This is a genomic window from Citrobacter sp. Cpo103 (assembly GCF_030332605.1).
Taxonomy (GTDB): Bacteria; Pseudomonadota; Gammaproteobacteria; order Enterobacterales; family Enterobacteriaceae; genus Citrobacter; species Citrobacter portucalensis.
Window position 1 is genome coordinate 101,122 of record NZ_JAOWHO010000021.1, and the last position, 24,662, is coordinate 125,783.

Sequence of the window (24,662 nt, forward strand, 5' to 3'; positions counted from 1 at the left end):
GAAAACATCAACCCTCGGTTTTCTGATGATTGCTGCGGTGGTGCTTTGCGGGAGCGTCGCCGCGGTATCAGGCGCGTATCACCTGGATGCACAGCAGGTTCTGAATCTCGTGGCCGGTACAGATGGCGTTCCAATGCAGGACAAAATCGTCTTCTGGCAAATCCGCCTGCCGCGCATACTGGCTGCATTGCTGCTCGGCGCGGCGCTGGCGGGCGCAGGAACCACCTATCAGGGTATGTTCCGCAACCCGCTGGTCTCACCGGATATTCTCGGCGTGGCGGCGGGTGCGGGTTTAGGTGCCTGTTTAGCAATCCTGTTAGGTTTACCGATCCTGTTCATTCAGCTGTATGCGTTCATGGGCGGTTTATTCGTGGTCGCCGGTGTCTGGTTAATTACCCGGCGAGTCAAGCGACACGACCCGGTGTTAACACTGGTGCTGGTCGGGATTGCGCTGGGTACGGTATGCGGTGCGGGAATTTCACTCATCAAAACGCTGGCCGACCCGTATACCCAACTCCCCTCTATCACCTTCTGGCTGCTTGGCGGTTTATCGACGATCACGCTGCACGGCCTGTGGTTCTCGGCACCGCTGATCTTCGCAGGACTCGTCCCGCTATTGCTGCTGCGCTGGCGCATGAACCTGCTCACCCTGTCGGATGATGAAGCACGATCGCTTGGGATCAACGTCTCGCGATTGCGGCTGGGACTGATCGTCTGCGCTACGTTAATCACCGCCTGTACCGTTGCCATCGCGGGCATTATCGGCTGGATTGGGCTGGTTGTACCGCACATCGGCAGACTCCTCAGTGGCAATAACCACCAGCAGTTGCTGCCGGTTTCCATGGGGGTCGGTGCCATTTTGCTACTGCTCACCGATACTCTTGCCCGCACGCTGAGCAGCACAGAAATCCCGCTGGGGATCCTGACGGCATTTATTGGCGCACCGTTCTTTTTGCTGCTTTTGCTACGGGGAAATCGCCCATGACGCTTCTGACCCTCCGCCATGCGTCGTTGGGATACCACAGTCACCAGCCCGTGTTACGCGATGTCTCATTTCAGGTTTCGCCCGGCTCCGTCTGTTGTCTGATTGGGGCCAACGGCAGTGGAAAAACCACCCTGATGCGCACCATTCTCGGCGTTCTTTCGCCGCTTCACGGTGACATTCTGCTTGATGGCGTCGCCATAAATCATCTCAGCGATCGGCAACGCGCCGCCGCTATCGCCTGGGTTCCTCAGGCACATGACGGCGCGTTTGCCTTCACTGCGCTGGACATGGTGATGATGGGGCTGGCCCCGCAATTGGCGGCATTTGCGGTTCCCGGCGCTAAAGAGCGTGAAAATGCGCACCAGCAGATGACGATGCTGGGAATCTCTCACCTGGCGCCCCGACGCTGGAACACGCTGAGCGGCGGAGAGCGGCAACTGGTGTTAATAGCCCGCGCGCTGGCGCAGCGTCCGCGTCTTTTGTTGCTGGATGAACCCGCTTCCAGCCTGGATTTTGGGCATCAAATCCGTCTGCTCGACACGCTAGTGACGCTGAAAAACTCGGGTATGGCCCTGCTGATGTCGACCCATCATCCGTTGCACGCCCGGGCAATCGCCGACAGCGTGGTACGCGTTGAACCGAACGGTGCAGTGTCGCAGGGGCTTCCTGAACAGCAGCTCGCCACCGATCGTCTGGCAGCGCTGTATCGCGTTACACCGTCACAAATCGCCCATCACCTCTTTGGCTCACACAACTAAGGAATAAGAATGCTCATTGACGACATTGATTTTGCCGATCTTTACCGTAAACAGTTACAGCTGGCGAACAGAACCGAGAAAAAACCGGAGCACTGGGATAAGCGTGCGGAAAAAATGGCAGAGAATTGCGCCTCATTAACCGACAGCTATCTGCTACAGCTGTTGGGAAAAATCGACCTGAAAGGGGCGGAGTCGCTGTTTGATATGGGCTGCGGTCCCGGTACGGTTTCGCTGGCGTTGGCTAAAAAGATGCCAATAGTTTACGGAGTAGATTACAGCCAGGGAATGCTGAGCGTAGCTGCCCGCCGCGCTGCGCAAATGAACGCCCGTCACGTACAGTGGGTGCAGCGGGCCTGGGAGGAACACTGGGATGATTTACCCCAGTGCGATATCGCCGTCGCTTCGCGCTCTACGCTGGTTGCCGATATGCGCCAGGCGATGACCAAACTGAATAATCAGGCCCGACTGCGGGTTTACACCACTCATCTCGTCAGTTCATCTTTCGTTTCCCCCACCATTCAGCGTGCACTGGGCCGCGAAGTGATTGAGCTTCCCAACTATATCTATGCGCTTAATGTCCTGTATCAGATGGGGATCCACGCGCATGTTGATTTTATCCGCGGACCCAACTGCCAGCAGGACAACAGTACCTGGACGCGTTTTCTGGAAAACGTGCGCTGGAGTATGGGTGAACTAAGCGCCGACGAGGTCGAACGTCTGGAAACCTGGTATCAACAGCAGGATCCACGCACGATTGCCCCCGCCAGCCGTGACTGGGCGCTTATCTGGTGGGACAGCGTTCCGCGGGAGGCACTGCAATGATCTACTTTTCGCAGGCGCAAACCGACGCGCTGCTGCTGGAAGATATTCAGGGCGGCGACCTGACTACCCGCGCGTTGGGTATTGGCGCACAGCCGGGCGTTATGGAATTTTACCATCGCCAGGGCGGGTGCGTTAGCGGCACCGCAGTTGCCAGGCAAATGCTCGCCTCATTAGGGCTGACCATCAGCGACATGGTTGCCGATGGTGAACAGGTAAGTGCAGGACAGCGATTGATTTGCGCACATGGGAATGCGGCGGCGCTGCACCAGGGCTGGAAAGCGGTACAAAATGTCCTGGAGTGGAGCTGCGGGGTTTCGGGCTATCTTGAGAGCATGTTGAGCCAACTGCGCCAACGCTATCCTGATGGGCAGATTGCCTGCACCCGCAAAGCCATTCCCGGCACGCGTTTGTTGGCGACTCAGGCAATACTCGCCGCGGGAGGCATTATCCATCGCGGAGGATGCGCCGAAACGGTACTGCTGTTTGCTAATCACCGTCATTTTCTTACCAACCCAAACGACTGGTCAGGTGCGATTGCGTGCTTACGCAGCCATGCGCCAGAAAAAAAGATCGTGGTTGAAGCAGATACACCAGATGAGGCATTAGCCGCGCTTCGCGCCGCGCCTGATGTCCTGCAACTCGACAAATTTACCCCTGAGCAAGCAACAGAAATTGTCCGCCAGGCACCTTTTCTGGCCCCCCATTGCACGCTGGCGCTGACTGGCGGCATTACCCTCGCCTCGCTGGCGAGTTATCTCGACTGTGGCATCAGACTTTTCATCACTTCCGCGCCTTACTACGCTCCGCCTGCGGATATCAAAGTTAGCCTGAGCCCGGACGCACGTGGCATATAACATTAATAAATGGACTAAAAATAATGAATTTCAACAAAAGTTGTCTTTACACAGCCCTGTCGTTTGCTTTCGCGCACAGTGCTTTTGCTGGGCAGGAAAGCGAAACCATGACCGTCTGGTCAAGCCCGGCCTCCGCGGCAACCACTACGGTTCTCGGCCAGGAAACGATGCAGCAACTGGATAAGCAAAACGTGGCGCAGGCGCTGAGCGTTGTCCCCGGCGTCGTGCTGCAAAAGTCAGGCAACCGCAATGAGCAGCAGGTGAAAGTCCGCGGTTTTGACAGCCGTCAGGTTCCCGTCTATTTTGACGGCGTGCCGGTATACATCCCCTATGACGGCAACCTCGATTTAGGCCGTTTTCTGACCTCCGATATCGCTTCGGTTGAAGTCTCCAAAGGCTACTCGTCTCTGCTACAAGGGCCGAACCAGATGGGCGGCGCCATCAATATCACCACCAAAAGACCTACCAAACCGGTTGAAGGCAGCATTGGCTATCGCCAGGGCTGGAGTCGTAGCAAAGACAACGCCCACGATATGCATGCTTCATTTGGCGCCAGCAACGATCTCGGTTACATCCAGCTCAGCGGCAGTCAGTTGAAGCAGGATTTCCTTGGCCTACCGCATGGCGTGGACAACCCTATTGCGGGCAGCAACGGCAAGATTGCCAACTCCTCCGCCGATGATAAACGCGGCATCGTGAAGCTGGGCTTTACCCCACGTGGTGATGACGAATATGTGCTGACCTATATTAATCAGGACGGTGAAAAAGATAACCCTCCGTACGCTGGAACCAGCAGTCAGAAATCACGCTACTGGCAATGGCCACAGTACGATAAAGAGAGCTATTACTATCAGGGAACGACCCATCTGGGCGACCGTTTTACCCTGAAAAGCCGTCTGTATCGCGACACATTTGAAAATACGTTGATGATGTACAACTCGCTTGCCGATCTGAAAAACAAAAAAGGCAGCTACAGTCATTATTCAGACTATAGCGATGGGGCTGGTCTGCAGCTCGCTGCGGATATGCGTGAGAACGACCAGCTCTCTTTCGCGGTGAACTGGAAGGATGATGTTCACCGCGAGAAAGGCGCACCTAATGCGGCTTACGACCGTTACGAAGACCGCACCTGGTCTGTTGCCAGTGAATATCAGTGGGCAGCGGCGGATAATGTCGATGTAGTGGCGGGAATAAGCTATGACTGGCGCGACAGTCTGGAAGGCATGAAGCACGAGAAAAATGGCAGCGTCACCCACTATGATGACAACAATCAGTCGGCCTTCAACTGGCAGATGATGACCAAATATCACTTTGAAAATTCAGACACATTAGCGCTGTCCTACTCTGACAGAACGCGTTTCCCGACGTTGAAAGAGCGCTACACAACCTCGAAACCGGCCTATAACCAAGTGGCGCTGGTCAATCCGCAGCTTAAACCGGAACGCGCCCGCAGCGTGGATCTGACCTGGAATGGTTCACTTGGCAAAGACTGGGGATTCGAAGCCAGCGTCTATTACAACCGCATCAGAGATGCCATTCTTTCGCACAATATTGATGCCGATACCATCCAGAATCAGAACAGCGGCCGGGTGGATTACACCGGTCTGGATGCAGGCGTTAAAGGTAAAGTCTTTGATATGCTGGATGTTGGGCTGAGCTATGGCCTGATTCATGCGGATGTCAAACGCAGCGACATCGGCAAAATAACCGATTTGCCGACGCAAACCCTCACCGCATGGATGACGCTGAAACCGTGGGATCCGCTGAGCATTACGCTGTCTGAAGAGGCCCGCTCATCGAGCTATAGCAATAGCGACGGCTCGCAGAAAGCCGCAGGTTTCGCCATTACCCATTTACGCGCCGACTACGCCATCGGTCACGGGTTTAGCGTCAACGCTTCGGTCAATAACCTGTTCGATACACAATACGTGTACAGCGAAGGATTTATCGAAGAAGGCCGTAATTACTGGGCTGGGATTGAGTACCAGTTCTGACTTAGCCATATAGAGAAACGGCCCCGCTCGGGGTAATGCTGTTCAGTTAACGCCTCAGTTTCAGAAAGTATCACCTGTGAGGGTAGAAGTTATGAATATGCACTCTCAGAGAAAGGGTTCCGTTCACCTCATGTTCATCGCTTCTCTGAAACGCCGGCTCCTGTGAACGTGTAAAGGGCGTTCTCCGCCACGCCCTTTACAATCTCGGCTCCCGGCGGGAAAATTGCCACTTCGTGGTTCCCTCCGCTTTTTCCTTCAGGCTACCGGGTCGGGCGCGAGGTAGCATCCCTGCAAAACGCGCCCTGAGCCAGCATCCATGCTGGCTCTCCCGGCCTTACGGAAACACGTCGGCAATTTTCAGCCGGACCAGCCCGCACCTCACCTTCTGCGTTTTTGTTTAAACAGCAAAACAGATTTAACTGGAAGTCAGAGAGTTGAAGCGATGACTCTGGTTCCGGCTGAAAATCGATGAGGCGTTGACGGCTGACCGGGGCTGTCCGCAGGGATGCGGACAGAGGGGACGGCCTGCATGGATGCAGGCTCGGCCCCGACCCGACAGGCAGACGGCATAAGACGAATGAATCGCGTTGCGACGACTTTCCCGCCGGGAGCCTAGGATGCAAGGGAGGCGGCGGTGAGCCTCCCTTGCACGTTCACGGGTATCTGCGCTTCAGAGAAATGACACAACTAAGGTGAACGGAACTCTGAGCAAGAATCACATGTTCACCAGACATGCTTAACTGAACGGCATTACTGCTCGGGCGCCGTTCGATTAATCTCGTCGTACAAGCCGGAAGACACCCAGCACAACAATCGCGCCGACCACGGCCACCAGGAAGCTGTGGAGATTAAACCCGCTGACATCGCCGCCAATACCAAACATCGTTGCCAGCCATCCACCGACCACAGCACCAACGACACCCAGAATACAGGTCAGGATAAATCCCCCGCCATCGCGCCCCGGCATAATCAGTTTGGCGATAACCCCCGCAATCAGACCAAAAATAATCCAGGCAATAATTCCCATTTTCAGGCCCTCTTTCCAGTGAACGCACGCGCAAGACATTCCTGCGCCAGCACTTAAAGTATAGGCAAGCCGTCGCGACATGCTTTTATCACGCAGACTTAATTCATTGGGTTTGGTAAAAAATTTCATCCATTTGTATTAAGTTCCGTCGATTGATGCCGATAACCCAACGACAAACCAGGCATCCAGGAGTCATTAGGTGTGAGTAACTACAATGAGCAGTTCCTGAAGCAAAATCCGTTAGCGGTGTTAGGTGTACTTCGGGACTTAAAGTCGCAGCAGGTTCCACTGCGTATCTCCTGGTCGGGCGGCCAGTTCATCAGCAAAGTTCTGGCCGTCAGCCCGGACGAGCTGGTCATGGATTTTGGCAGCCAGGAATATGAAAACCAGGCCGTACAGCGGGCCAGCCAGATCTCGATTATCGCCGAAACGCAGGGAGCCAAAGTAGAATTCACCCTGCCACAGTTGAAAAAAGGCGAGTATCAGCAACTGCCGGCGTTTATTTCATCCTTGCCGCCTTCTCTGTGGTTTGTGCAGCGTCGCGAATATTTCCGCATCGGCGCTCCGCTGCACCCTCCCTATCGCTGCACGGCAAAAATGCCGGACAACAGCACGCTGTGCTTTCGCTTATTCGATTTATCGCTTGGCGGTATGGGCGGGCTGTTAGAAACGGCAAAACCAGAAGGACTGGTAGAAGGTATACGCTTCGCGCAGGTTGAACTGAATATGGAGCAATGGGGGGTGTATCACGTTGACGCCCAGCTCATTTCCATTAGCGAGCGCAAAGTTATCGACAGCAAAAACGAAACCATTACCACTCCCCGCCTGAGCTTTCGTTTTCTCAACGTCGGCCCGGCGGTGGAGCGGAACTTACAGCGGATTATTTTTTCCCTTGAACGCGAGGCCCGGGAAAAATCGAATAAGGTGCGCGAGTAAACTCACACGAACTACATCACATCCAGCGCTTGTTGAAGCTTCCAGATATAGCGCGGGGCCTGCGGCGCCGGATGATTGTCCGCAACATGTTCAATAAATTCATCCGGGCTGAGATCGTTGATCTTATTGATGGCTTTCTTCCTGTCGGAAGAGAACGTTCGCAGCAATGCGCCCGCGCCGTTGGCGTACGATACTACCAGCGCATACTGCATCACCTGCGGATCTTCAATCCCGGCCAGCGGCCCGGTTTCGAGAATACTCAGGTATGCGGCCCCCATGGAGATATTGCGTTCGGGGTTTTTCAACTCGCTGGTCGACGGCTCTCCGCTCCAACCCATGCGGCGATAAACATCGCGTCCTGAAGTTGAGGCTTTCAACTGCATCAGACCAATCGCATTGGACTTACTGACCGCATTCGGATTTCCGCCTGATTCAATGGCAATAATAGCGGTAATCAATTGTGGACTGACACCCCAGGCCGCACCGGCTTTTTCACTGATCGGCATCCATTGCATTGCGCGTTTAACCGGAACTTCAGCATTCCACGGCGGGTTTTTGTAATCATGTTTTGAACTACAGCCCGCAAGTAATACAACCAAAAAAGCAAACCATCTCAATTTCACGTCATCTATCCTTATAGCCGGAACCTGTCGCTGAGGTGACAACGACATACCTACGCGGCATGATATACATTTGGTTTTAGTTGTAGCAAGGAAATGCCATGTCCCGGTTTCACTTAATTGCCCCGTCGGGCTACTGTATCAATCAGCAGGCTGCCTTACGTGGGCTTGCGCGTCTTACTGAGGCCGGTCATCAGGTCGACAATTCAGCAGTCATTGCGCGCCGCTGCCAGCGTTTTGCAGGTACAGAGGCAGAAAGGCTTGCTGATGTTAACTCGCTCGTTAATCTGAAAACCCCCGATACTATTGTGATGGCGGTACGCGGCGGCTATGGCGCGAGCCGTTTACTGGCAGAAATTGACTGGCAGGGGCTGGCAGCCCGCCAGCAACAAGATCCGTTGCTGCTGTGCGGACACAGCGATTTTACGGCGATCCAGTGTGGTCTGCTGGCACAGGGGAATGTGATTAGCTTCAGCGGCCCGATGCTGGCGGCGAACTTCGGCGCCGAAGAAATGAACGCATTCACCGAGCACCATTTCTGGCAGGCTTTGCGTAATGCCCAATTTACCCTCGAATGGCAGGGTGAGGGTCCGCAGTGCGCAACTGAAGGTACACTGTGGGGCGGAAATCTGGCGATGATCATTTCGCTGATGGGTACACCGTGGATGCCGGCTATCAAAAACGGCATTTTGGTGCTGGAAGACATTAACGAGCATCCATTCCGTGTCGAGCGTATGCTGCTGCAGCTATACCACGCCGGAATACTGGCCCAGCAAAACGCCATTATTCTTGGCAGTTTTAGCGGTAGCGCACCCAATGATTACGATGCCGGTTACAATCTTGATTCAGTTTGTGATTTTCTGCGCGCCAGATTATCAGTACCGTTGATCTGCGGCCTCGATTTTGGCCATGAACAACGCACTGTCACCTTGCCTTTGGGAGCCAATGCGGTGCTGAAAAATGATAAAAACGGCACTCAGCTCACCTTAAGTGGGCATCCGGTACTAAAATCGTAAAAAAAGCGGCTAATAGGGCTAAGTAAAACGCTGTTTCTGTCGTTATTATGGTAGGGTTTATTAATACGAAACAGCGTAATTCAGGAGTAACCGAACGTTGGATGCCGCAGCAATTATTAGCCTTTTTATTTTGGGTTCCGTTCTCGTCACCTGCAGTATCTTACTCAGTTCATTCTCATCACGTCTCGGTATCCCAATTCTGGTGATATTTCTCGCTATCGGTATGTTAGCGGGCGTGGATGGTATAGGCGGCATACCTTTCGATAACTATCCATTCGCCTACATGGTGAGTAACCTGGCACTGGCGGTTATCCTGCTCGACGGCGGGATGCGCACCCAGGCCAGCTCTTTTCGCGTTGCGTTAGGCCCGGCGCTATCGTTGGCGACGGTCGGTGTGCTGATTACTTCCGGACTCACCGGCATGATGGCCGCGTGGCTGTTTCATCTGGATCTTATCGAAGGACTCCTGATTGGCGCGATTGTTGGTTCAACCGACGCCGCGGCGGTCTTTTCCCTGCTTGGCGGTAAGGGGCTTAACGAACGCGTTGGCTCTACGCTGGAAATTGAATCCGGCAGTAATGACCCGATGGCCGTGTTTTTGACCATCACGCTCATCGCCATGATCCAAAACCACGAGACCGGTTTAAGCTGGATGTTCGCGGTGCACATTATCCAGCAGTTTGGCTTAGGCATCATTATCGGTCTTGGCGGTGGATATATGCTCCAGCAGATGATTAACCGCATTTCGCTGCCTGCCGGACTGTATCCGCTATTGGCGTTAAGCGGTGGGATCCTGATTTTTGCCCTGACCACTGCGCTGGAAGGCAGCGGTATTCTGGCGGTTTATCTGTGTGGTTTCCTGCTGGGTAATCGCCCTATTCGCAACCGGTTTGGCATTCTGCAAAACTTCGACGGTCTGGCCTGGCTGGCGCAAATCGCCATGTTCCTGGTGCTCGGACTGCTGGTTACGCCATCCGACCTGCTGCCTATCGCAATCCCGGCACTGATTTTGTCTGCGTGGATGATATTCATTGCCCGCCCGCTTTCGGTCTTCGCGGGACTGCTGCCGTTTCGTGGCTTTAATTTGCGAGAGCGCATTTTCATCAGTTGGGTGGGTCTGCGCGGTGCGGTACCCATCATCCTCGCCGTCTTCCCAATGATGGCGGGTCTGGAGAACGCGCGCCTGTTCTTTAACGTCGCCTTCTTCGTGGTACTTATCTCGTTGCTGTTTCAGGGAACGTCGCTTTCATGGGCTGCTAAAAAAGCCAAAGTGGTGGTCCCTCCCGTCGGCTGGCCCGTGTCGCGCATTGGTCTGGATATTCATCCGGATAACCCGTGGGAGCAGTTTGTTTATCAGCTCAGCGCGGATAAGTGGTGTGTGGGCGCCGCACTGCGCGACCTGCATATGCCGGAAGAAACGCGAATAGCCGCCCTGTTTCGTGACAACGTGCTGTTTCACCCCTCCGGCAGTACGCGTCTTCGCGAAGGCGATGTATTGTGTGTTATTGGCCGCGAGCGCGATCTCCCGGCTCTTGGCAAGCTGTTCAGCCAGTCGCCACCTGTGTCGTTAGACCAGCGCTTCTTCGGTGATTTTATTCTTGAAGCCAGCGCAAAATATGCCGATGTGGCGCTGATTTATGGCCTGGATGATGGCACCGAATATCGTGATAAGCAGCAAACGCTGGGTGAAATTGTCCAGCATCTGCTTGGTGCCGCGCCGGTCGTCGGTGACCAGGTGGAATTCGCTGGTATGATCTGGACGGTGGCCGAGAAAGAAGATAATGCAGTGCTGAAGGTTGGTGTTCGCGTTGCTGAAGATGAGGATGAGTAAAGCGGATGTTTTTGCCGGGTGGCGGCTGCGCCTTACCCGGCCTACAAAATGCACTAAATAAAGTTACACCGTCACAACTGGCACGCGCAGCGCCAGAGAACACATTAACTCGTAGCCTACCGTACCTGCGGCGGTGGCCACATCGTCAATTTTAATCTCTTTGCCCCACAGCTCTACCGGCGTCCCGATCCCTGCCTGCGGGCACGGTGTCAGATCTACCGCCAACATATCCATTGAGACTGTCCCCACCGTCCCGGTACGTACACCATCCACCAGCACAGGCGTTCCGCTTGGCGCATGGCGTGGATAACCGTCTGCATAGCCGGTCGCTACAATGCCAATGCGCTGCTCGCCGCTGGCAGTGTAACGTCCACCGTAGCCCACCCGATCGCCAGCTTTCAGCGTTTGTATGCCTATTATCTCGCTGCTCAAAGTCATCACTGGCTTCAGGCCGGTGTTAGCGATGTCTCGCCATTGTCCCGAAGGCGATGCGCCATACAAAATAATGCCCGGACGAACCCAGTCATAATGCGCTTCAGGGTGCCACAGCGTGGCGGCCGAATTCGACAGCGATCGTCTGCACTCCAGCCCTTTAGTTGCCTGCGCAATACGCGCCATAGCTTCCTGAATACCTTCCGGGTGCTCTGCATCGGCAAAATGCGACATCAGCGTCATTTCACCGACGTTGGGCATCGCCCGCAGCTGTTGCCAGACCGTGGGAACTCTTTCCGGTAAAAACCCAAGCCGGTTCATACCACTGTTCACCTTCAGGTAAACATCGAGCGGCGCCTTCAGGCGCGCATTCTGCAATGCTTTTAGCTGCCAGTTACTGTGTACACAGGTGGTTAGTCGATAATTGTCATATACAGTCAGGTCTTCAGCGTGGAAAAAACCCTCCAGCATGAGTATCGGGCCTTTCCATCCACGCTCGCGTAGGGTTATCGCCTCTTCAAGATTGAGCATGGCAAAACCATCGGTTGTGCCCAACGCATTCCAGACGCGTTCAATACCGTGTCCATACGCATTGGCTTTTACCACCGACCAGACGCGGGCGTCCGGCGCGGCCTGGCGGGTAATGGTCAGATTTTGTTTCAACGCCTGCAGGTCAATGCTGGCCAGTATCGGGCGGGTCATCTCACGTCCTTATCAGTTATGTGCGCCATGTAAATGCCGTGGACGAGAGGGGGTAAACCCCGGACTGTAACGCGCCACGCTCAGATCGTCATAAGGTATGGCTGGCGTGCGACCAGAAAGGATATCGCTCAGCAGCTGACCGGAGCCGCAGGCCATGGTCCAACCCAGCGTGCCGTGGCCGGTATTGAGCAGCAGATTCTTAAAGCGGGTGCGCCCCACCACCGGCGTTCCGTCCGGCGTCATCGGACGCAGTCCGGTCCAGAAGGTTGCCTGCTCCACATGACCGCCGCGCGGGAAGAGATCGCGTACGACCATTTCCAGCGTTTCACGACGAGGTTGTAGCAGTTCTGTATTAAAGCCGACAATCTCCGCCATACCGCCTACGCGAATACGATTGTCAAAGCGGGTAATAGCGATTTTGTAGGTTTCATCAAGGATAGTAGAAACCGGCGCACCGTCATCTTGCGCCACCGGAATGGTCAACGAATAGCCTTTGAGCGGATAGACCGGGATATCAACGATCCCTTTCAGCATTGCCGTGGAGTACGAACCAAACGCCATCACATAGGCATCGGCTTTAACTATCTCTTCGCCGCACTGGACGCCATAAATCTGCTCACCATCGCTCAGCAGCTTATCGACCGGGGTATTAAAGCGAAACTTAACGCCTGCCTGCTCCGCCATCTGCGCCAGACGCTGGGTAAACAGCTGGCAGTCGCCGGTTTCATCATTCGGTAAGCGCAGACCACCGGTCAGTTTGTGCGCCACTTCTGCCAGTGCGGGTTCGACTTCCGCCAGACGGTTTGCTTCCAGCAGTTGATATGGCACGCCAGCGTCTTCGAGCACGGCGATGTCGCGAGTGGCGTTCTCATACTGTTGGGCAGTACGGAAAAGTTGCAGGGTTCCGCCCTGACGTCCTTCGTACTCGATACCGGTAGAGGCGCGCAGCGCTTTCAGGCAATCACGGCTGTATTCCGCCAGCCGCACCATGCGTCCTTTATTTTCCATATAGTGGCTGGTGTCGCAGTTGCGCAGCATCTGCCACATCCATTTCAACTGGAACTGGGTTCCGTCAAGACGGACGGCCAGCGGAGCGTGGCGCTGAAACATCCACTTAATTGCTTTTAGCGGTACGCCTGGTGCCGCCCATGGTGCTGCATAACCTGGAGAGATTTGCCCCGCGTTCGCCGCACTGGTTTCCAGTGCCGGACCGGGCTCACGATCAATGACGGTGACATCGTGTCCAGCCTGACTTAAGTACCAGGCGCTGGTCACGCCAACGACACCACTTCCCAGTATGACAACTCGCATAGCCACTCCGTTAACAGTAAAAGAACAATCATCTAATTACATCTTGATAACTCAGTTGAAAATATTATTCAACATATGGCTTTTTTATGGTGACTTACCTCACATATAACGGTGATGGCTGGGGACTCTCCGCTTTGGCATCTCCTGCTGTGCGTTATTTTTATCCAGCATAAAATTTTGCGGCCATGCCATTTTTCGACGCCTCGCTAACGTGAAATCGCAAAGAAAAAATTTCTGCCGCAGCACGTTTTTTAACACCATGATCTATGCTTGACATGAGGTACTCCAGACAGAGAGTGCCGCCAACAATGAGGGTGCGCGAATGGCTACGATTGATTCCATGAACAAGGACAGCACACGGTTAAGCGATGGACCCGACTGGACGTTTGATCTGCTGGATGTCTATCTGGCAGAGATAGACCGCGTGGCGAAACTCTACAAACTGGACACCTACCCGCACCAAATCGAGGTGATCACCTCCGAACAGATGATGGACGCTTACTCCAGCGTCGGGATGCCGATCAACTATCCTCACTGGTCGTTTGGTAAAAAGTTTATTGAAACCGAGCGCTTGTATAAGCATGGTCAGCAGGGACTGGCCTATGAGATTGTTATCAACTCCAATCCGTGTATCGCGTATCTGATGGAGGAGAACACCATCACCATGCAGGCGCTGGTGATGGCGCATGCCTGCTACGGACACAACTCCTTCTTCAAAAACAACTACCTGTTCCGAAGCTGGACGGATGCCAGTTCCATTGTCGATTACCTGATCTTCGCGCGAAACTATATAACCCAGTGTGAAGAGCGTTACGGCGTGGATGAAGTCGAAAAGCTGCTCGACTCCTGCCATGCGCTGATGAACTACGGCGTTGACCGTTACAAACGCCCGCAAAAAATCTCCCTACAGGAAGAGAAAGCCCGTCAGAAAAGCCGTGAAGAGTATCTGCAAAGCCAGGTGAATATGTTGTGGCGCACACTGCCGAAGAAAGAGGAAGAGAAAACCGTGGCGGAAGCCCGCCGTTATCCCTCTGAGCCACAGGAGAACCTGCTGTACTTCATGGAGAAGAATGCCCCGCTGCTGGAGTCCTGGCAACGCGAGGTGTTGCGCATTGTACGCAAGGTCAGCCAGTATTTTTATCCGCAGAAACAGACGCAGGTGATGAACGAAGGCTGGGCCACTTTCTGGCATTACACCATCCTGAACCACCTTTATGATGAGGGTAAAGTCACCGAACGGTTTATGCTGGAGTTTCTGCATAGCCATACCAATGTGGTATTTCAGCCGCCCTACAACAGCCCGTGGTATAGCGGGATAAACCCTTATGCCCTGGGGTTTGCCATGTTCCAGGATATCAAACGTATTTGTCAGTCGCCGACCGAGGAGGACAAATACTGGTTCCCGGACATAGCGGGTTCTGACTGGCTGGAAACCCTGCATTTCGCGATGCGCGATTTCAAAGATGAGAGCTTTATCAGCCAGTTCCTGTCACCAAAGGTGATGCGTGATTTCCGTCTGTTCACCGTGCTGGATGACGATCGTCACAACTACCTGGAGATATCTGCGATTCATAATGAGGAAGGATATCGTGAGATCCGCAACAGGTTGTCGTCGCAATACAACCTCAGCAACCTGGAGCCGAATATTCAAATCTGGAACGTCGATCTGCGTGGCGACCGTTCGCTCACCTTACGCTACATTCCGCATAACCGCGCGCCGCTGGATAAAGGACGCAAAGAAGTGCTCAAGCACGTACACCGGCTTTGGGGTTTTGACGTGATGCTGGAGCAACAGAATGAAGATGGCAGCGTGGAGCTGTTGGAGCGTTGCCCGCCAAGGATGAACGGTCTGTAAATCTTATTACCGGAGGCGGTGTAAACACCATATCCGGCCTACGAAGTGCACGTATTGTAGGCCGGATAAGACGCTTTGGCGTCGCCATCCGGCATGGAGCGATTAACGGCCCTGAATAGCTAAGTCGCCCGGCAGGCTCTTCTGCATACGATGCCAAATTTCGCCGCTGTCGTGACCATAGCGGCGCACCGTTTCATACACCTGCTCATGAGCGCCCTGCTCGCAGAGTTCTGACAGTTTACGGTAGAAGCTCAGCGCCAGCGCGCGCGCTTCCGGATTGGCAAAATAATGACGGCCAATGCGGGTATATAATCCTTTCATACCGTTGAGGATCAAACCGTAAATCGGATTGCCGGAGGCAAATGCCAGACCGCGGAAAATGTTATAATCCAGATCGGCAAATGCGTCAGCGTGGTCGGCCACCTGATTTGCCGTCGCCAGAACCTCCTGCGCTTTATCAGGATGCTGGCGAAACGCAGTACGAACAAAGATCGTTGAAATATTGGTACGCACAGACAGCAGATTATCAATCAACTGCGGGACACTCTCGTGATCGAGACGCGCCAGCGTTTCAAGAATATTCAGCCCGGAGGTTTCCCAGAAGTTATTCACCTTCGTCGGTTTGCCGTGTTGAATGGTCAACCAGCCATCTCGCGCCAACCGCTGCAATACTTCGCGTAGCGTGGTACGTGTCACCCCAATAAGTTCGGAGAGTTCACGTTCAGCGGGCAAAATAGTGCCAGGTGGGAAGCGGTTATTCCAGATACTTTCAATGATGTATTCTTCCGCGAACCCAGCCGGGCTTTGCGCCTTAATGACCATAGTAAAAATTCCATTACACAGCAAAACATAGTTACACACATCATACCAGATGGGTATCTTAGCTGATAGCTGACGCAATGAAGAAAAAGTGGATCAAGGCTTCATTTTCCAAATAACGCTACAGTACAGCCAACCTTGTCAGTCTCGTGAATAGCTTGCCTGTACTCCCTCCTCCCGCTAAGCTTTGCGGTCAAACATAAAAACATGATTTCATTTTTAAAGGTAGGGAAATCACCATGGAGCTATCATGGGGCCGCGCGATGTGGCGCAATTTTTTAGGTCAATCACCAGACTGGTACAAACTTGCACTGCTTGTCTTCTTAGTCGTCAACCCGATTATTTTTTTCATCAACCCTTTTATCGCCGGCTGGTTGCTGGTGGCCGAGTTCATTTTCACGCTGGCGATGGCGTTAAAATGCTACCCACTGCTGCCAGGCGGGCTGTTGGCTATCGAAGCTGTCATTATTGGCATGACCAGCACCACGCATGTGCGTGAAGAGGTTGCCGCAAACCTTGAGGTGTTATTGCTGCTGATGTTTATGGTGGCAGGCATCTACTTTATGAAGCAGTTATTACTGTTTATTTTCACGCGTCTGCTGCTCACTATTCGCTCCAAGACGCTGCTGTCGCTGTCTTTTTGTGTTGCAGCCGCTTTCCTCTCGGCGTTCCTCGATGCGTTGACCGTCGTGGCCGTGGTGATCAGCGTTGCGGTCGGTTTTTATGGTATCTACCATCGCGTTGCTTCTTCTCGCGCGGAAGACAACAACATGCTCGATGACAGCCATATCGATCAGCACAATAAAGTCGTACTTGAGCAGTTCCGCGGTTTTCTGCGTAGCCTGATGATGCACGCGGGTGTCGGTACGGCGTTAGGCGGCGTGATGACCATGGTGGGCGAACCACAAAACCTGATTATCGCCAAAGCAGCTGGCTGGCATTTTGGTGACTTCTTCCTGCGCATGTCGCCGGTTACCGTCCCGGTACTGATTTGCGGCCTGTTAACCTGTGTGCTGGTCGAGAAATTACGCTGGTTTGGCTATGGCGAAACGCTGCCGGAGACCGTCCGTGATGTCCTGCAACAGTTTGACGATCAGAGCCGCCAACAACGTACCCGTCAGGACAAAATCAAACTGATTGTCCAGGCGATTATTGGCGTCTGGCTGGTCGTTGCTTTGGCCCTGCACCTGGCAGAAGTCGGATTGATCGGTTTGTCGGTCATCATTCTGGCAACCTCGTTGACCGGCGTCACCGACGAACATGCGATAGGTAAAGCCTTTACCGAATCGCTACCCTTCACCGCGCTGCTAACCGTGTTCTTCTCTATTGTCGCGGTGATTATCGATCAACAGCTCTTTTCGCCGATAATTCAGTTTGTTTTGCAGTCTTCTGAGCATGCTCAACTGACGCTGTTTTATCTCTTCAACGGCCTGCTGTCTTCGATCTCTGATAACGTTTTTGTCGGCACTATTTACATTAACGAAGCCAAAGCCGCACTGGAACAAGGGACCATCAGCCTCAACCAGTACGAACTGTTAGCGGTAGCGATTAATACCGGGACCAACCTGCCTTCCGTGGCTACACCAAACGGTCAGGCGGCGTTCCTGTTCCTGCTGACCTCCGCGCTGGCACCATTGATTCGCCTCTCTTATGGCCGCATGGTGTGGATGGCTCTGCCGTATACTCTCGTCCTGACGCTCGTTGGTCTGCTTTGCGTCGAGTTCACGCTGGTACCGGTGACCGAGTGGATGACTCAAACGGGCTGGTTAGCTACACTTTCATAACAATTAACCGGGCAAATCACTGCCCGGTTTGACTTTTTGCATGATAAATATCCGATTACGCAAATTTTCAATTCCCGCTAGTGGCGCATAAAGTGAATTGGTTTAAACTGCGGTCTCTACGCATGTTGCAGGGAAATGATTATGTTGCGATTTTTAAACCAGTGCTCCCGAGGTCGTGGAGCATGGTTATTGTTGGCGTTAACCGCCTTTGCGCTGGAGCTCGTCGCGCTGTGGTTCCAGCACGTCATGCTGCTAAAACCTTGCGTGTTGTGTATTTACGAACGTAGCGCATTATTCGGCGTGATGGGTGCAGGGCTGGTTGGTGCTATCGCACCAAAAACACCGCTGCGCTATGTGGCGATGATAATCTGGATTTACAGTGCCTGGCGCGGACTTCAGTTAGCGTATGAGCACACCATGATTCAGCTGCACCCATCACCGTTTATGACCTGTGATTTTGCCGCACGCTTCCCAAGCTGGCTGCCACTGGACAAATGGCTGCCGCAGGTGTTTTTAGCGTCCGGTGACTGTGCTGAGCGCCAGTGGTCTTTTTTAACCCTGGAAATGCCGCAGTGGCTGTTGGGGATCTTCGCCGCCTACCTGGTGGTCGCCGTGCTGGTGGTGATAGCACAGCCGTTCAAACCGAAAAAACGTGACCTCTTCGGTCGCTAACAGAGACGCTCCTTCGGGAGCGTTTTTTTTGCCTTAAATTCATTGCCTGCTGGCATCTATAAGATGTATATTAAATACATCTTATAGATGCCACACCAAGGAGATGTCTTATGTCCCATTTACGCATCCCGGCAAACTGGAAAGTTAAACGCTCTACTCCCTTCTTTACCAAAGACAACGTCCCTGCAGCACTGCTTTCTCACCATAACACTGCAGCAGGCGTTTTTGGCCAGCTTTGTGTGATGGAAGGTACGGTAACGTATTACGGCTTTGCCAATGAAGACGCAAAAGAGCCTGAAGTAAAAGTGGTGATTAATGCCGGTCAGTTTGCGACCAGTCCACCGCAGTATTGGCATCGCGTTGAATTAAGCGACGACGCTCAATTCAACATCAATTTCTGGGTTGAAGATGACAACCATGGAGATGAGATGTATCAGGCGAAAAAGTCTTAAGCCTTAACGCCTGCTAATCGATGGGCGGCTTAGTCCGCCCATGAAGGTTTGTTCAGAATATGATCCTGCCAGTCACGCACTTCCGATTCTTTCACCGCAATATGACGTACTGAAATACGTTCACCGTGCATCGCCGCTTTTGATCCCGTCAGCAGTGGATGCCACTCCGGCAGCCCTTTACCTTCCGCTAGCAGACGATACGCACAGGTCATCGGCAGCCATTCAAAGGTAGGCAGATTATCGCGCGTCAGTTTGATACAGTCAGGCTCGTACTCGAATCGACGTTCGTAATTACGGCACTGACAGGTTTTGATATTGAGCTGCTTACACGCGACGTTAGTAAAATAGATTTCGTCGGTGTCTTCATCCATCAGCTTATGCAGGCAGCATTGACCACACCCGTCACATAATGACTCCCACTCGGCATCGGTCATTTCATCCAGGGTTTTACTTTGCCAGAAAGGTATGTCGCTCATCAGGGTATCCGCTATTGCAATAAAGCTGCACCTTATAACCAGTCTGGCACGCTGATGCAAGTTTTGCCGCCCGAAAAGGCGGCAAGAAGAGATTACAGCACGCGTGTCGTCAGCGTTTGACCATGAAAACTGATAGCCAGTTCATCACCGCTGTTTAACGGCCCAACGCCCGCTGGCGTCCCCGTCAACACAACATCGCCCGCTTTGAGGGTAAAGAAACGACTCATGTAGGCAATCAAAGGAACGATTTGATGGATCATATCCGCCGTGGTGCCGTGCTGACGCTGTTCACCGTTGACCGTTAATCCGAGCATCGTATCCTGTGGATCGCCGTTAAACTCCGCCACCGGAATAAACCCTGACAGCGGGCAAGAGTTATCAAAACCCTTCGCTTTTTCCCATGGCTGCCCCGCCTTCTTCATTTTGCCCTGAATATCACGCAGGGTCAGATCCAACGCGACGCCATAGCCCGCGATGGCTTTGCGCACATGTTCTTCCGTCGCCTGACGTAAGGTCGCGCCAATCAAAACAGCCAGCTCAACTTCATGGTGAACCGAACCCATATCAGATGGGATAACCAGCGGCTGACGCAAATCGCACAGCGCGGTTTCCGGTTTAATAAACAGCACCGGCTCTTCCGGAGGCGTTCCACCCATCTCTTTAATATGGTTGGCATAGTTACTCCCTACGCAAACCACCTTACTCACCGGATAATCCAGCAGAGCACCATGCCAGTTATGATGTTGATACATTACTTTCCCCTAACGTAGTTATCAATTTCAGGTACTGCATCGATGGGGCGTGCTGCTGCCGGATGCAGTTTAACGTTTATCGTCTGGTGTATTTTGTTTCGTCGCGGCCAGATGCTGTTTAAGTAAATCTTCTGGCGGCGGTGGTATTTGTAAATAATAGCCCTGCTCGGTGAGTGCCTGTTTTACTTTTTCCAGATCGGCATTAACCAGCTTTTTACGGCCATCAAGCGGCAACATCATTGCCAGCGTCGGCTGACCAAATCCTTTCATCAGTTCTTCAGGAACTCGCGAGAAATCGTCTTTTTTTTCGACATATAAATAGGTCTGGTCACGTTTACTGCTTCGGTAGATCACACAAAACATATCTTTTACTCTGAATTCACGGAATGGTGGCTTGCCTCAATATAATACTGACTATAACATGCCTTATAGTCTTCGGAATATCACCCCGCGCTGGGGATGATAAATAGCAAATTGAGTAAGGCCAGGATGTCAAACACGCCAATCGAGCTTAAAGGCAGTAGCTTCACCTTATCAGTGGTTCATTTACATGAAGCAGAACCCGAGGTTATTCGTCAGGCGTTGGAAGACAAAATCGCGCAGGCACCTGCTTTTTTAAAACATGCTCCCGTAGTGGTTAACGTGAGTGGTCTTGAAAGCCCGGTAAACTGGTCAGCGCTGCAGAAGGTTGTCGCGTCTACCGGATTGCGCATTATCGGCGTTAGCGGATGCAAAGACGCCAGACTCAAGGCTGAAATCGACGAAATGGGTCTTCCTTTACTGACTGAAGGTAAAGAAAAAGCTATTCGTCCTGCGCCCGTTGAGGCCCCGGCTCCCGTCGCTCCGCCACAAAACGTTACTCCCATCACAAAAACACGATTAATAAATGTGCCGGTTCGTTCCGGTCAGCGCATTTATGCACCACAATGTGATCTGATTGTTACAAGCCACGTCAGTGCAGGCGCAGAGCTTATCGCTGATGGCAATATTCATGTTTATGGAATGATGAGAGGCCGTGCGTTGGCAGGCGCAAGCGGTGACCGGGAAGCGCAAATTTTTTGTACCCATCTGACGGCAGAACTGGTGTCTATCGCAGGTGTTTATTGGCTGAGTGATAAAATCCCAGCAGAATTTTATGGCAAAGCGGCACGTCTGCAATTAGCAGAAAACGCTTTGACAGTTCAACCGTTGAATTGATCCCTTTTTAACAAGGAATTTCTATGGCACGCATTATTGTTGTTACTTCGGGTAAAGGGGGCGTTGGCAAAACCACCTCCAGCGCGGCCATCGCTACAGGTTTGGCCCAGAAGGGAAAGAAAACTGTCGTTATTGATTTTGATATCGGCCTGCGTAATCTTGATCTGATTATGGGTTGTGAACGCCGCGTCGTTTACGACTTCGTCAACGTTATTCAGGGCGATGCGTCGTTAAATCAGGCGCTAATCAAAGATAAGCGTACCGAAAATCTCTTTATTCTTCCGGCCTCACAAACTCGCGATAAAGACGCGTTGACGCGTGAAGGCGTCGCGAAAGTTCTGGACGATCTGAAAACGATGGAATTCGACTTCATCGTCTGCGACTCTCCGGCGGGTATTGAAACCGGTGCGCTGATGGCCCTCTATTTTGCCGATGAAGCGATTATTACCACCAACCCGGAAGTCTCCTCTGTACGTGACTCTGACCGTATTCTGGGTATTCTGGCGTCGAAATCTCGTCGCGCGGAAAACGGTGAAGATCCAATTAAAGAGCATCTGCTGCTTACGCGCTACAACCCTGGCCGCGTAAATAAAGGTGACATGCTGAGCATGGAAGACGTACTGGAAATTCTGCGAATCAAGCTGGTTGGCGTGATTCCTGAAGATCAGTCAGTCCTGCGCGCGTCTAACCAGGGTGAGCCGGTTATTCTCGACATCAATGCTGATGCCGGTAAAGCCTATGCTGATACCGTAGACCGTCTGTTGGGAGAAGAACGTCCTTTCCGCTTCATTGAAGAAGAGAAGAAAGGTTTCCTCAAACGCCTGTTCGGAGGATAAGTTATGGCATTACTGGATTTTTTTCTCTCGCGGAAAAAGAGCACAGCGAACATCGCTAAAGAGCGACTGCAGATTATTGTTGCGGAACGTCGTCGTAGTGACGCCGAGCCACATTATTTACCGCAGCTGCGCAAGGATATTCTCGACGTTATCTGCAAGTATGTACAAATTGATCCCGAAATGGTCACGGTACAACTTGAACAAAAAGACGGCGATATTTCGATCCTCGAACTTAACGTGACATTACCTGAAGCGGAAGAGTCTAAATAAGCTCTTTTGTCGCTAAATCATGGTTACGAAAAAGGCAGATTATTCTGCCTTTTTTATTTTCTATCTCTGACTAACCTATCGAGCATTTATTCCAAAGTAAACTTTGGGTAGTTTTCGGCAAAATAGCGGCGCAAATACTCAACCGTAATACGGATTTTTGCCGACGTCGCCAGCCGGGAGACATAAACCGCCCATATATTGGCGGGTTGATAATACTCAGGCAATATATGCACCAGATGTCCGCTGGCAATGTTGTCGCAAACGTCCCACCACGAACGCAAAGCAATTCCCTGCCCATCCAGACACCATTGATGTACCACTTCGCCATGGTTAGACGACAGCGGCCCCGTAACCTTTATTGAGTGTGCGCCCTCTTTATTACGCATTTGCCAGATACCAAACGGATGGTCGCGTTCTTTAATAACCAGGCAGGGAAAAGTAGAAAGATCGTTCAGTTGTTTCGGCACTCCATGCTGCGCCACAAATTCCGGCGAGGCGCACAGAATACGGTAGTTAGTCGCCAGCTTGCGGGCAATCAGGTTCGGCGCGATATCATCCCCGATACGAATATCAAGATCGACGCCCTCATTGACCATATCTACCAGACGGTCTTCAACATCGAACCTCAGTTCTAACTGCGGGTACTCTTTTGCAAGCGCTGACAGCGCCGGAGCGACCACCCGGCGGCCAAAACCAAAGCTACTGATAATTCGTAGCATCCCCTGCGGGATCTGCCTGGCATCGGACAGCTCGTCCATCATCTGATCGACATCCTGCAGGATCCGCTGTGCCCATTCGTAGATCCGCTCCCCCTCTTCCGTGATGGTTACGCGCCGCGTTGTTCGGTGCAACAGCACCACGTTCAGCGTTTGTTCCAACAGGGCAACGCGCTTACTGATAAAAGCCGGAGATACGCCCAGCTCTTCGGCAACGGCGGCAAATCCCGCACGACGGGCAACCAGCATAAAGACGCGTAAATCATTTAACAGCGGCAGATTATTCATGATCTGTGTTTTATGTTTCACCAGTTAGGGGGATTAACTATTAATCAGTCAATTATAGGATACGGGGAAAGTCAATTTTAATGGCGTACAAGTGAGAGCTGCTATGAAGAAAACCTGTCGTATTGCCGCTATCCCCGGAGATGGCATTGGTAAAGAAGTCCTGCCTGAAGGCATTCAGGTGTTGCAGGCAGCCGCCGAGCGTTGGGGGTTGTCACTCAGCTTTGAGCAAATGGAATGGGCCAGCTGCGAGTACTACGCCCATCACGGGAAGATGATGCCGGATGACTGGCATGAGCAGTTACAATCCTTCGATGCTATCTATTTTGGTGCCGTTGGCTGGCCGGAAACCGTACCGGACCACATCTCATTATGGGGTTCACTGCTTAAGTTTCGCCGCGAATTCGACCAGTATGTCAACCTGCGCCCGGTACGCCTGTTTCCAGGCGTACCTTGCCCGCTGGCAGGCAAGCAGCCTGGCGACATTGATTTCTATGTGGTGCGCGAGAACACCGAGGGAGAATACTCTTCACTCGGCGGACGCGTAAGCGAAGGTACAGAACACGAAGTGGTTATCCAGGAGTCGGTCTTCACCCGTCGCGGCGTGGATCGTATATTGCGTTACGCTTTCGAGCTGGCGCAAAACCGCCCGCGCAAAACCCTGACCTCGGCGACTAAATCCAATGGACTGGCCATCAGCATGCCGTACTGGGACGAGCGCGTGGAAGCAATGGCGGCTAACTATCCCGAGATCCGTTGGGATAAACAGCATATTGATATACTCTGCGCCCGCTTTGTGATGCAGCCGGAGCGTTTTGACGTGGTGGTTGCCTCCAACCTGTTTGGCGACATCCTTTCCGATCTGGGTCCAGCCTGTACCGGAACGATTGGCATTGCGCCTTCAGCCAACTTAAACCCGGAACGCACCTTCCCGTCCCTGTTCGAGCCAGTACACGGTTCGGCCCCCGATATCTACGGCAAGAACATCGCCAACCCTATAGCGACTATCTGGGCTGGCGCCATGATGCTCGACTTCCTTGGCAACGGTGATGCCAACTATAAAGCCGCCCACGACGGTATTCTGGCAGCAATTGAGCAGGTTATTGCCAGCGGCCCGAAAACGCCAGATATGAAAGGCAACGCCACCACCCAACAGGTAGGTGAAGCCATCGCTCAGGCACTGCGTTAGAGGTCAAACCACAAAATATGAGCCGCGTCACTGACGCGGCTTTTTTATGCGTTTTATGTCGCCAAAAACCT

General features: G+C 52.8%; 24 protein-coding genes and 2 pseudogenes. 16 read left to right on the top strand and 10 right to left on the bottom strand.

All coding sequences use genetic code 11. The features are described from left to right. The first annotated feature begins 25 nt into the window (after positions 1 to 25). The 5 genes from OGX89_RS04675 to OGX89_RS04695 are packed head-to-tail and all read left to right on the top strand — an operon-like array spanning position 26 to position 5,413. Complete coding sequence (locus tag OGX89_RS04675) at positions 26 to 985, top strand: FecCD family ABC transporter permease (RefSeq protein ID WP_323848232.1); 960 nt, start codon at positions 26 to 28, stop codon at positions 983 to 985. Continuing rightward, the gene (locus OGX89_RS04680; protein ID WP_003833537.1) at positions 982 to 1,743 is read left to right on the top strand and encodes an ABC transporter ATP-binding protein; all 762 of its coding nucleotides are present in this window, start codon (positions 982 to 984) and stop codon (positions 1,741 to 1,743) included. The genes OGX89_RS04675 and OGX89_RS04680 overlap by 4 nt, the downstream gene beginning before the upstream one ends. A 9-nt stretch (positions 1,744 to 1,752) precedes the next feature. Further along, positions 1,753 to 2,565: a class I SAM-dependent methyltransferase gene (locus tag OGX89_RS04685; RefSeq protein ID WP_063940854.1), complete on the top strand. Its 813-nt coding sequence runs from the start codon at positions 1,753 to 1,755 to the stop codon at positions 2,563 to 2,565. Further along, the gene (modD, locus tag OGX89_RS04690) at positions 2,562 to 3,419 is read left to right on the top strand and encodes a ModD protein (RefSeq protein WP_126957285.1); all 858 of its coding nucleotides are present in this window, start codon (positions 2,562 to 2,564) and stop codon (positions 3,417 to 3,419) included. The genes OGX89_RS04685 and modD overlap by 4 nt, the downstream gene beginning before the upstream one ends. A gap of 23 nt (positions 3,420 to 3,442) precedes the next feature. Then, positions 3,443 to 5,413, top strand: coding sequence for a TonB-dependent receptor plug domain-containing protein (locus OGX89_RS04695; protein WP_286560014.1), 1,971 nt, complete (start codon positions 3,443 to 3,445; stop codon positions 5,411 to 5,413). Positions 5,414 to 6,185: 772 nt separating this feature from the next. Here the strand turns inward: OGX89_RS04695 and OGX89_RS04700 are convergent. After that, the gene (locus OGX89_RS04700) at positions 6,186 to 6,440 is read right to left on the bottom strand and encodes a GlsB/YeaQ/YmgE family stress response membrane protein (protein WP_003020908.1); all 255 of its coding nucleotides are present in this window, start codon (positions 6,438 to 6,440) and stop codon (positions 6,186 to 6,188) included. Positions 6,441 to 6,641: 201 nt separating this feature from the next. Here OGX89_RS04700 and ycgR point away from each other — a divergent pair, with 201 nt between their 5' ends. Beyond that, a complete protein-coding gene (ycgR, locus tag OGX89_RS04705) occupies positions 6,642 to 7,376 on the top strand; it encodes a flagellar brake protein YcgR (RefSeq protein WP_003833545.1) in 735 nt (244 codons plus the stop codon). An 11-nt stretch (positions 7,377 to 7,387) separates the two neighbouring features. Here the strand turns inward: ycgR and emtA are convergent, their stop codons facing one another. Then, the gene (gene emtA, locus OGX89_RS04710) at positions 7,388 to 7,999 is read right to left on the bottom strand and encodes a membrane-bound lytic murein transglycosylase EmtA (RefSeq protein WP_003020914.1); all 612 of its coding nucleotides are present in this window, start codon (positions 7,997 to 7,999) and stop codon (positions 7,388 to 7,390) included. A 98-nt stretch (positions 8,000 to 8,097) separates the two neighbouring features. Here emtA and ldcA point away from each other — a divergent pair, with 98 nt between their 5' ends. Together ldcA and OGX89_RS04720 are read left to right on the top strand one after the other, a co-directional pair. Further along, positions 8,098 to 9,012: a muramoyltetrapeptide carboxypeptidase gene (gene ldcA, locus OGX89_RS04715; protein WP_126957289.1), complete on the top strand. Its 915-nt coding sequence runs from the start codon at positions 8,098 to 8,100 to the stop codon at positions 9,010 to 9,012. A 130-nt stretch (positions 9,013 to 9,142) separates the two neighbouring features. Then, positions 9,143 to 10,777, top strand: a pseudogene (locus OGX89_RS04720) (potassium/proton antiporter); the annotation flags it as partial. Between the two features lie 6 nt (positions 10,778 to 10,783). Here the strand turns inward: OGX89_RS04720 and OGX89_RS23820 are convergent. The 3 genes and pseudogenes from OGX89_RS23820 to OGX89_RS04730 all read right to left on the bottom strand — a co-directional run. Beyond that, positions 10,784 to 10,897, bottom strand: a pseudogene (locus OGX89_RS23820) (hypothetical protein); the annotation flags it as partial. Between the two features lie 9 nt (positions 10,898 to 10,906). Then, a complete protein-coding gene (dadX, locus tag OGX89_RS04725; protein WP_126957291.1) occupies positions 10,907 to 11,977 on the bottom strand; it encodes a catabolic alanine racemase DadX in 1,071 nt (356 codons plus the stop codon). A 12-nt stretch (positions 11,978 to 11,989) separates the two neighbouring features. After that, the gene (locus OGX89_RS04730; RefSeq protein WP_003833553.1) at positions 11,990 to 13,288 is read right to left on the bottom strand and encodes a D-amino acid dehydrogenase; all 1,299 of its coding nucleotides are present in this window, start codon (positions 13,286 to 13,288) and stop codon (positions 11,990 to 11,992) included. A gap of 322 nt (positions 13,289 to 13,610) precedes the next feature. On the opposite strand from OGX89_RS04730, the gene OGX89_RS04735 reads away from it, so the two are divergent. After that, positions 13,611 to 15,143 (top strand): SpoVR family protein, encoded by a 1,533-nt coding sequence (locus OGX89_RS04735; RefSeq protein WP_126957293.1) that lies wholly within the window; start codon positions 13,611 to 13,613, stop codon positions 15,141 to 15,143. Positions 15,144 to 15,245: 102 nt separating this feature from the next. Here the strand turns inward: OGX89_RS04735 and fadR are convergent, their stop codons facing one another. After that, positions 15,246 to 15,965 (bottom strand): fatty acid metabolism transcriptional regulator FadR, encoded by a 720-nt coding sequence (gene fadR, locus OGX89_RS04740; protein WP_003833559.1) that lies wholly within the window; start codon positions 15,963 to 15,965, stop codon positions 15,246 to 15,248. Positions 15,966 to 16,201: 236 nt separating this feature from the next. On the opposite strand from fadR, the gene nhaB reads away from it, so the two are divergent. From nhaB to OGX89_RS04755, 3 genes are all read left to right on the top strand, one after another. Then, positions 16,202 to 17,746, top strand: a complete 1,545-nt coding sequence (gene nhaB / locus OGX89_RS04745) for a Na(+)/H(+) antiporter NhaB (RefSeq protein ID WP_126957295.1) — start codon at positions 16,202 to 16,204, stop codon at positions 17,744 to 17,746. A 141-nt stretch (positions 17,747 to 17,887) separates the two neighbouring features. Beyond that, entirely contained in the window at positions 17,888 to 18,418 is a 531-nt protein-coding gene (dsbB, locus tag OGX89_RS04750) for a disulfide bond formation protein DsbB (protein ID WP_003844060.1), read from the top strand. Positions 18,419 to 18,528: 110 nt separating this feature from the next. Then, positions 18,529 to 18,870, top strand: coding sequence for a TehB family protein (locus OGX89_RS04755; RefSeq protein ID WP_003020940.1), 342 nt, complete (start codon positions 18,529 to 18,531; stop codon positions 18,868 to 18,870). A 29-nt stretch (positions 18,871 to 18,899) separates the two neighbouring features. Here OGX89_RS04755 and ycgN read toward each other — a convergent pair whose 3' ends face one another. From ycgN to OGX89_RS04770, 3 genes are all read right to left on the bottom strand, one after another. Continuing rightward, positions 18,900 to 19,346, bottom strand: a complete 447-nt coding sequence (ycgN, locus tag OGX89_RS04760; RefSeq protein WP_003020944.1) for a cysteine cluster protein YcgN — start codon at positions 19,344 to 19,346, stop codon at positions 18,900 to 18,902. A gap of 92 nt (positions 19,347 to 19,438) precedes the next feature. Further along, the gene (locus OGX89_RS04765) at positions 19,439 to 20,098 is read right to left on the bottom strand and encodes a fumarylacetoacetate hydrolase family protein (protein ID WP_003833734.1); all 660 of its coding nucleotides are present in this window, start codon (positions 20,096 to 20,098) and stop codon (positions 19,439 to 19,441) included. A gap of 69 nt (positions 20,099 to 20,167) precedes the next feature. Further along, positions 20,168 to 20,461 (bottom strand): YcgL domain-containing protein, encoded by a 294-nt coding sequence (locus tag OGX89_RS04770; protein ID WP_003833735.1) that lies wholly within the window; start codon positions 20,459 to 20,461, stop codon positions 20,168 to 20,170. A 126-nt stretch (positions 20,462 to 20,587) separates the two neighbouring features. Between OGX89_RS04770 and minC the strand changes: the two genes are divergently transcribed. Genes minC through minE form a run of 3 tightly spaced genes read left to right on the top strand, consistent with a single transcriptional unit; the run spans position 20,588 to position 22,401 of the window. After that, positions 20,588 to 21,295, top strand: coding sequence for a septum site-determining protein MinC (gene minC, locus OGX89_RS04775; RefSeq protein ID WP_003833736.1), 708 nt, complete (start codon positions 20,588 to 20,590; stop codon positions 21,293 to 21,295). Between the two features lie 23 nt (positions 21,296 to 21,318). Then, the gene (minD, locus tag OGX89_RS04780; RefSeq protein ID WP_003020956.1) at positions 21,319 to 22,131 is read left to right on the top strand and encodes a septum site-determining protein MinD; all 813 of its coding nucleotides are present in this window, start codon (positions 21,319 to 21,321) and stop codon (positions 22,129 to 22,131) included. A gap of 3 nt (positions 22,132 to 22,134) precedes the next feature. Then, entirely contained in the window at positions 22,135 to 22,401 is a 267-nt protein-coding gene (gene minE / locus OGX89_RS04785; protein ID WP_003833739.1) for a cell division topological specificity factor MinE, read from the top strand. Positions 22,402 to 22,487: 86 nt separating this feature from the next. Here the strand turns inward: minE and OGX89_RS04790 are convergent, their stop codons facing one another. Then, a complete protein-coding gene (locus OGX89_RS04790; RefSeq protein ID WP_003833741.1) occupies positions 22,488 to 23,405 on the bottom strand; it encodes a LysR family transcriptional regulator in 918 nt (305 codons plus the stop codon). A 103-nt stretch (positions 23,406 to 23,508) separates the two neighbouring features. Here OGX89_RS04790 and OGX89_RS04795 point away from each other — a divergent pair, with 103 nt between their 5' ends. Further along, complete coding sequence (locus OGX89_RS04795) at positions 23,509 to 24,591, top strand: tartrate dehydrogenase (protein WP_126317861.1); 1,083 nt, start codon at positions 23,509 to 23,511, stop codon at positions 24,589 to 24,591. Positions 24,592 to 24,662 lie beyond the last annotated feature (71 nt).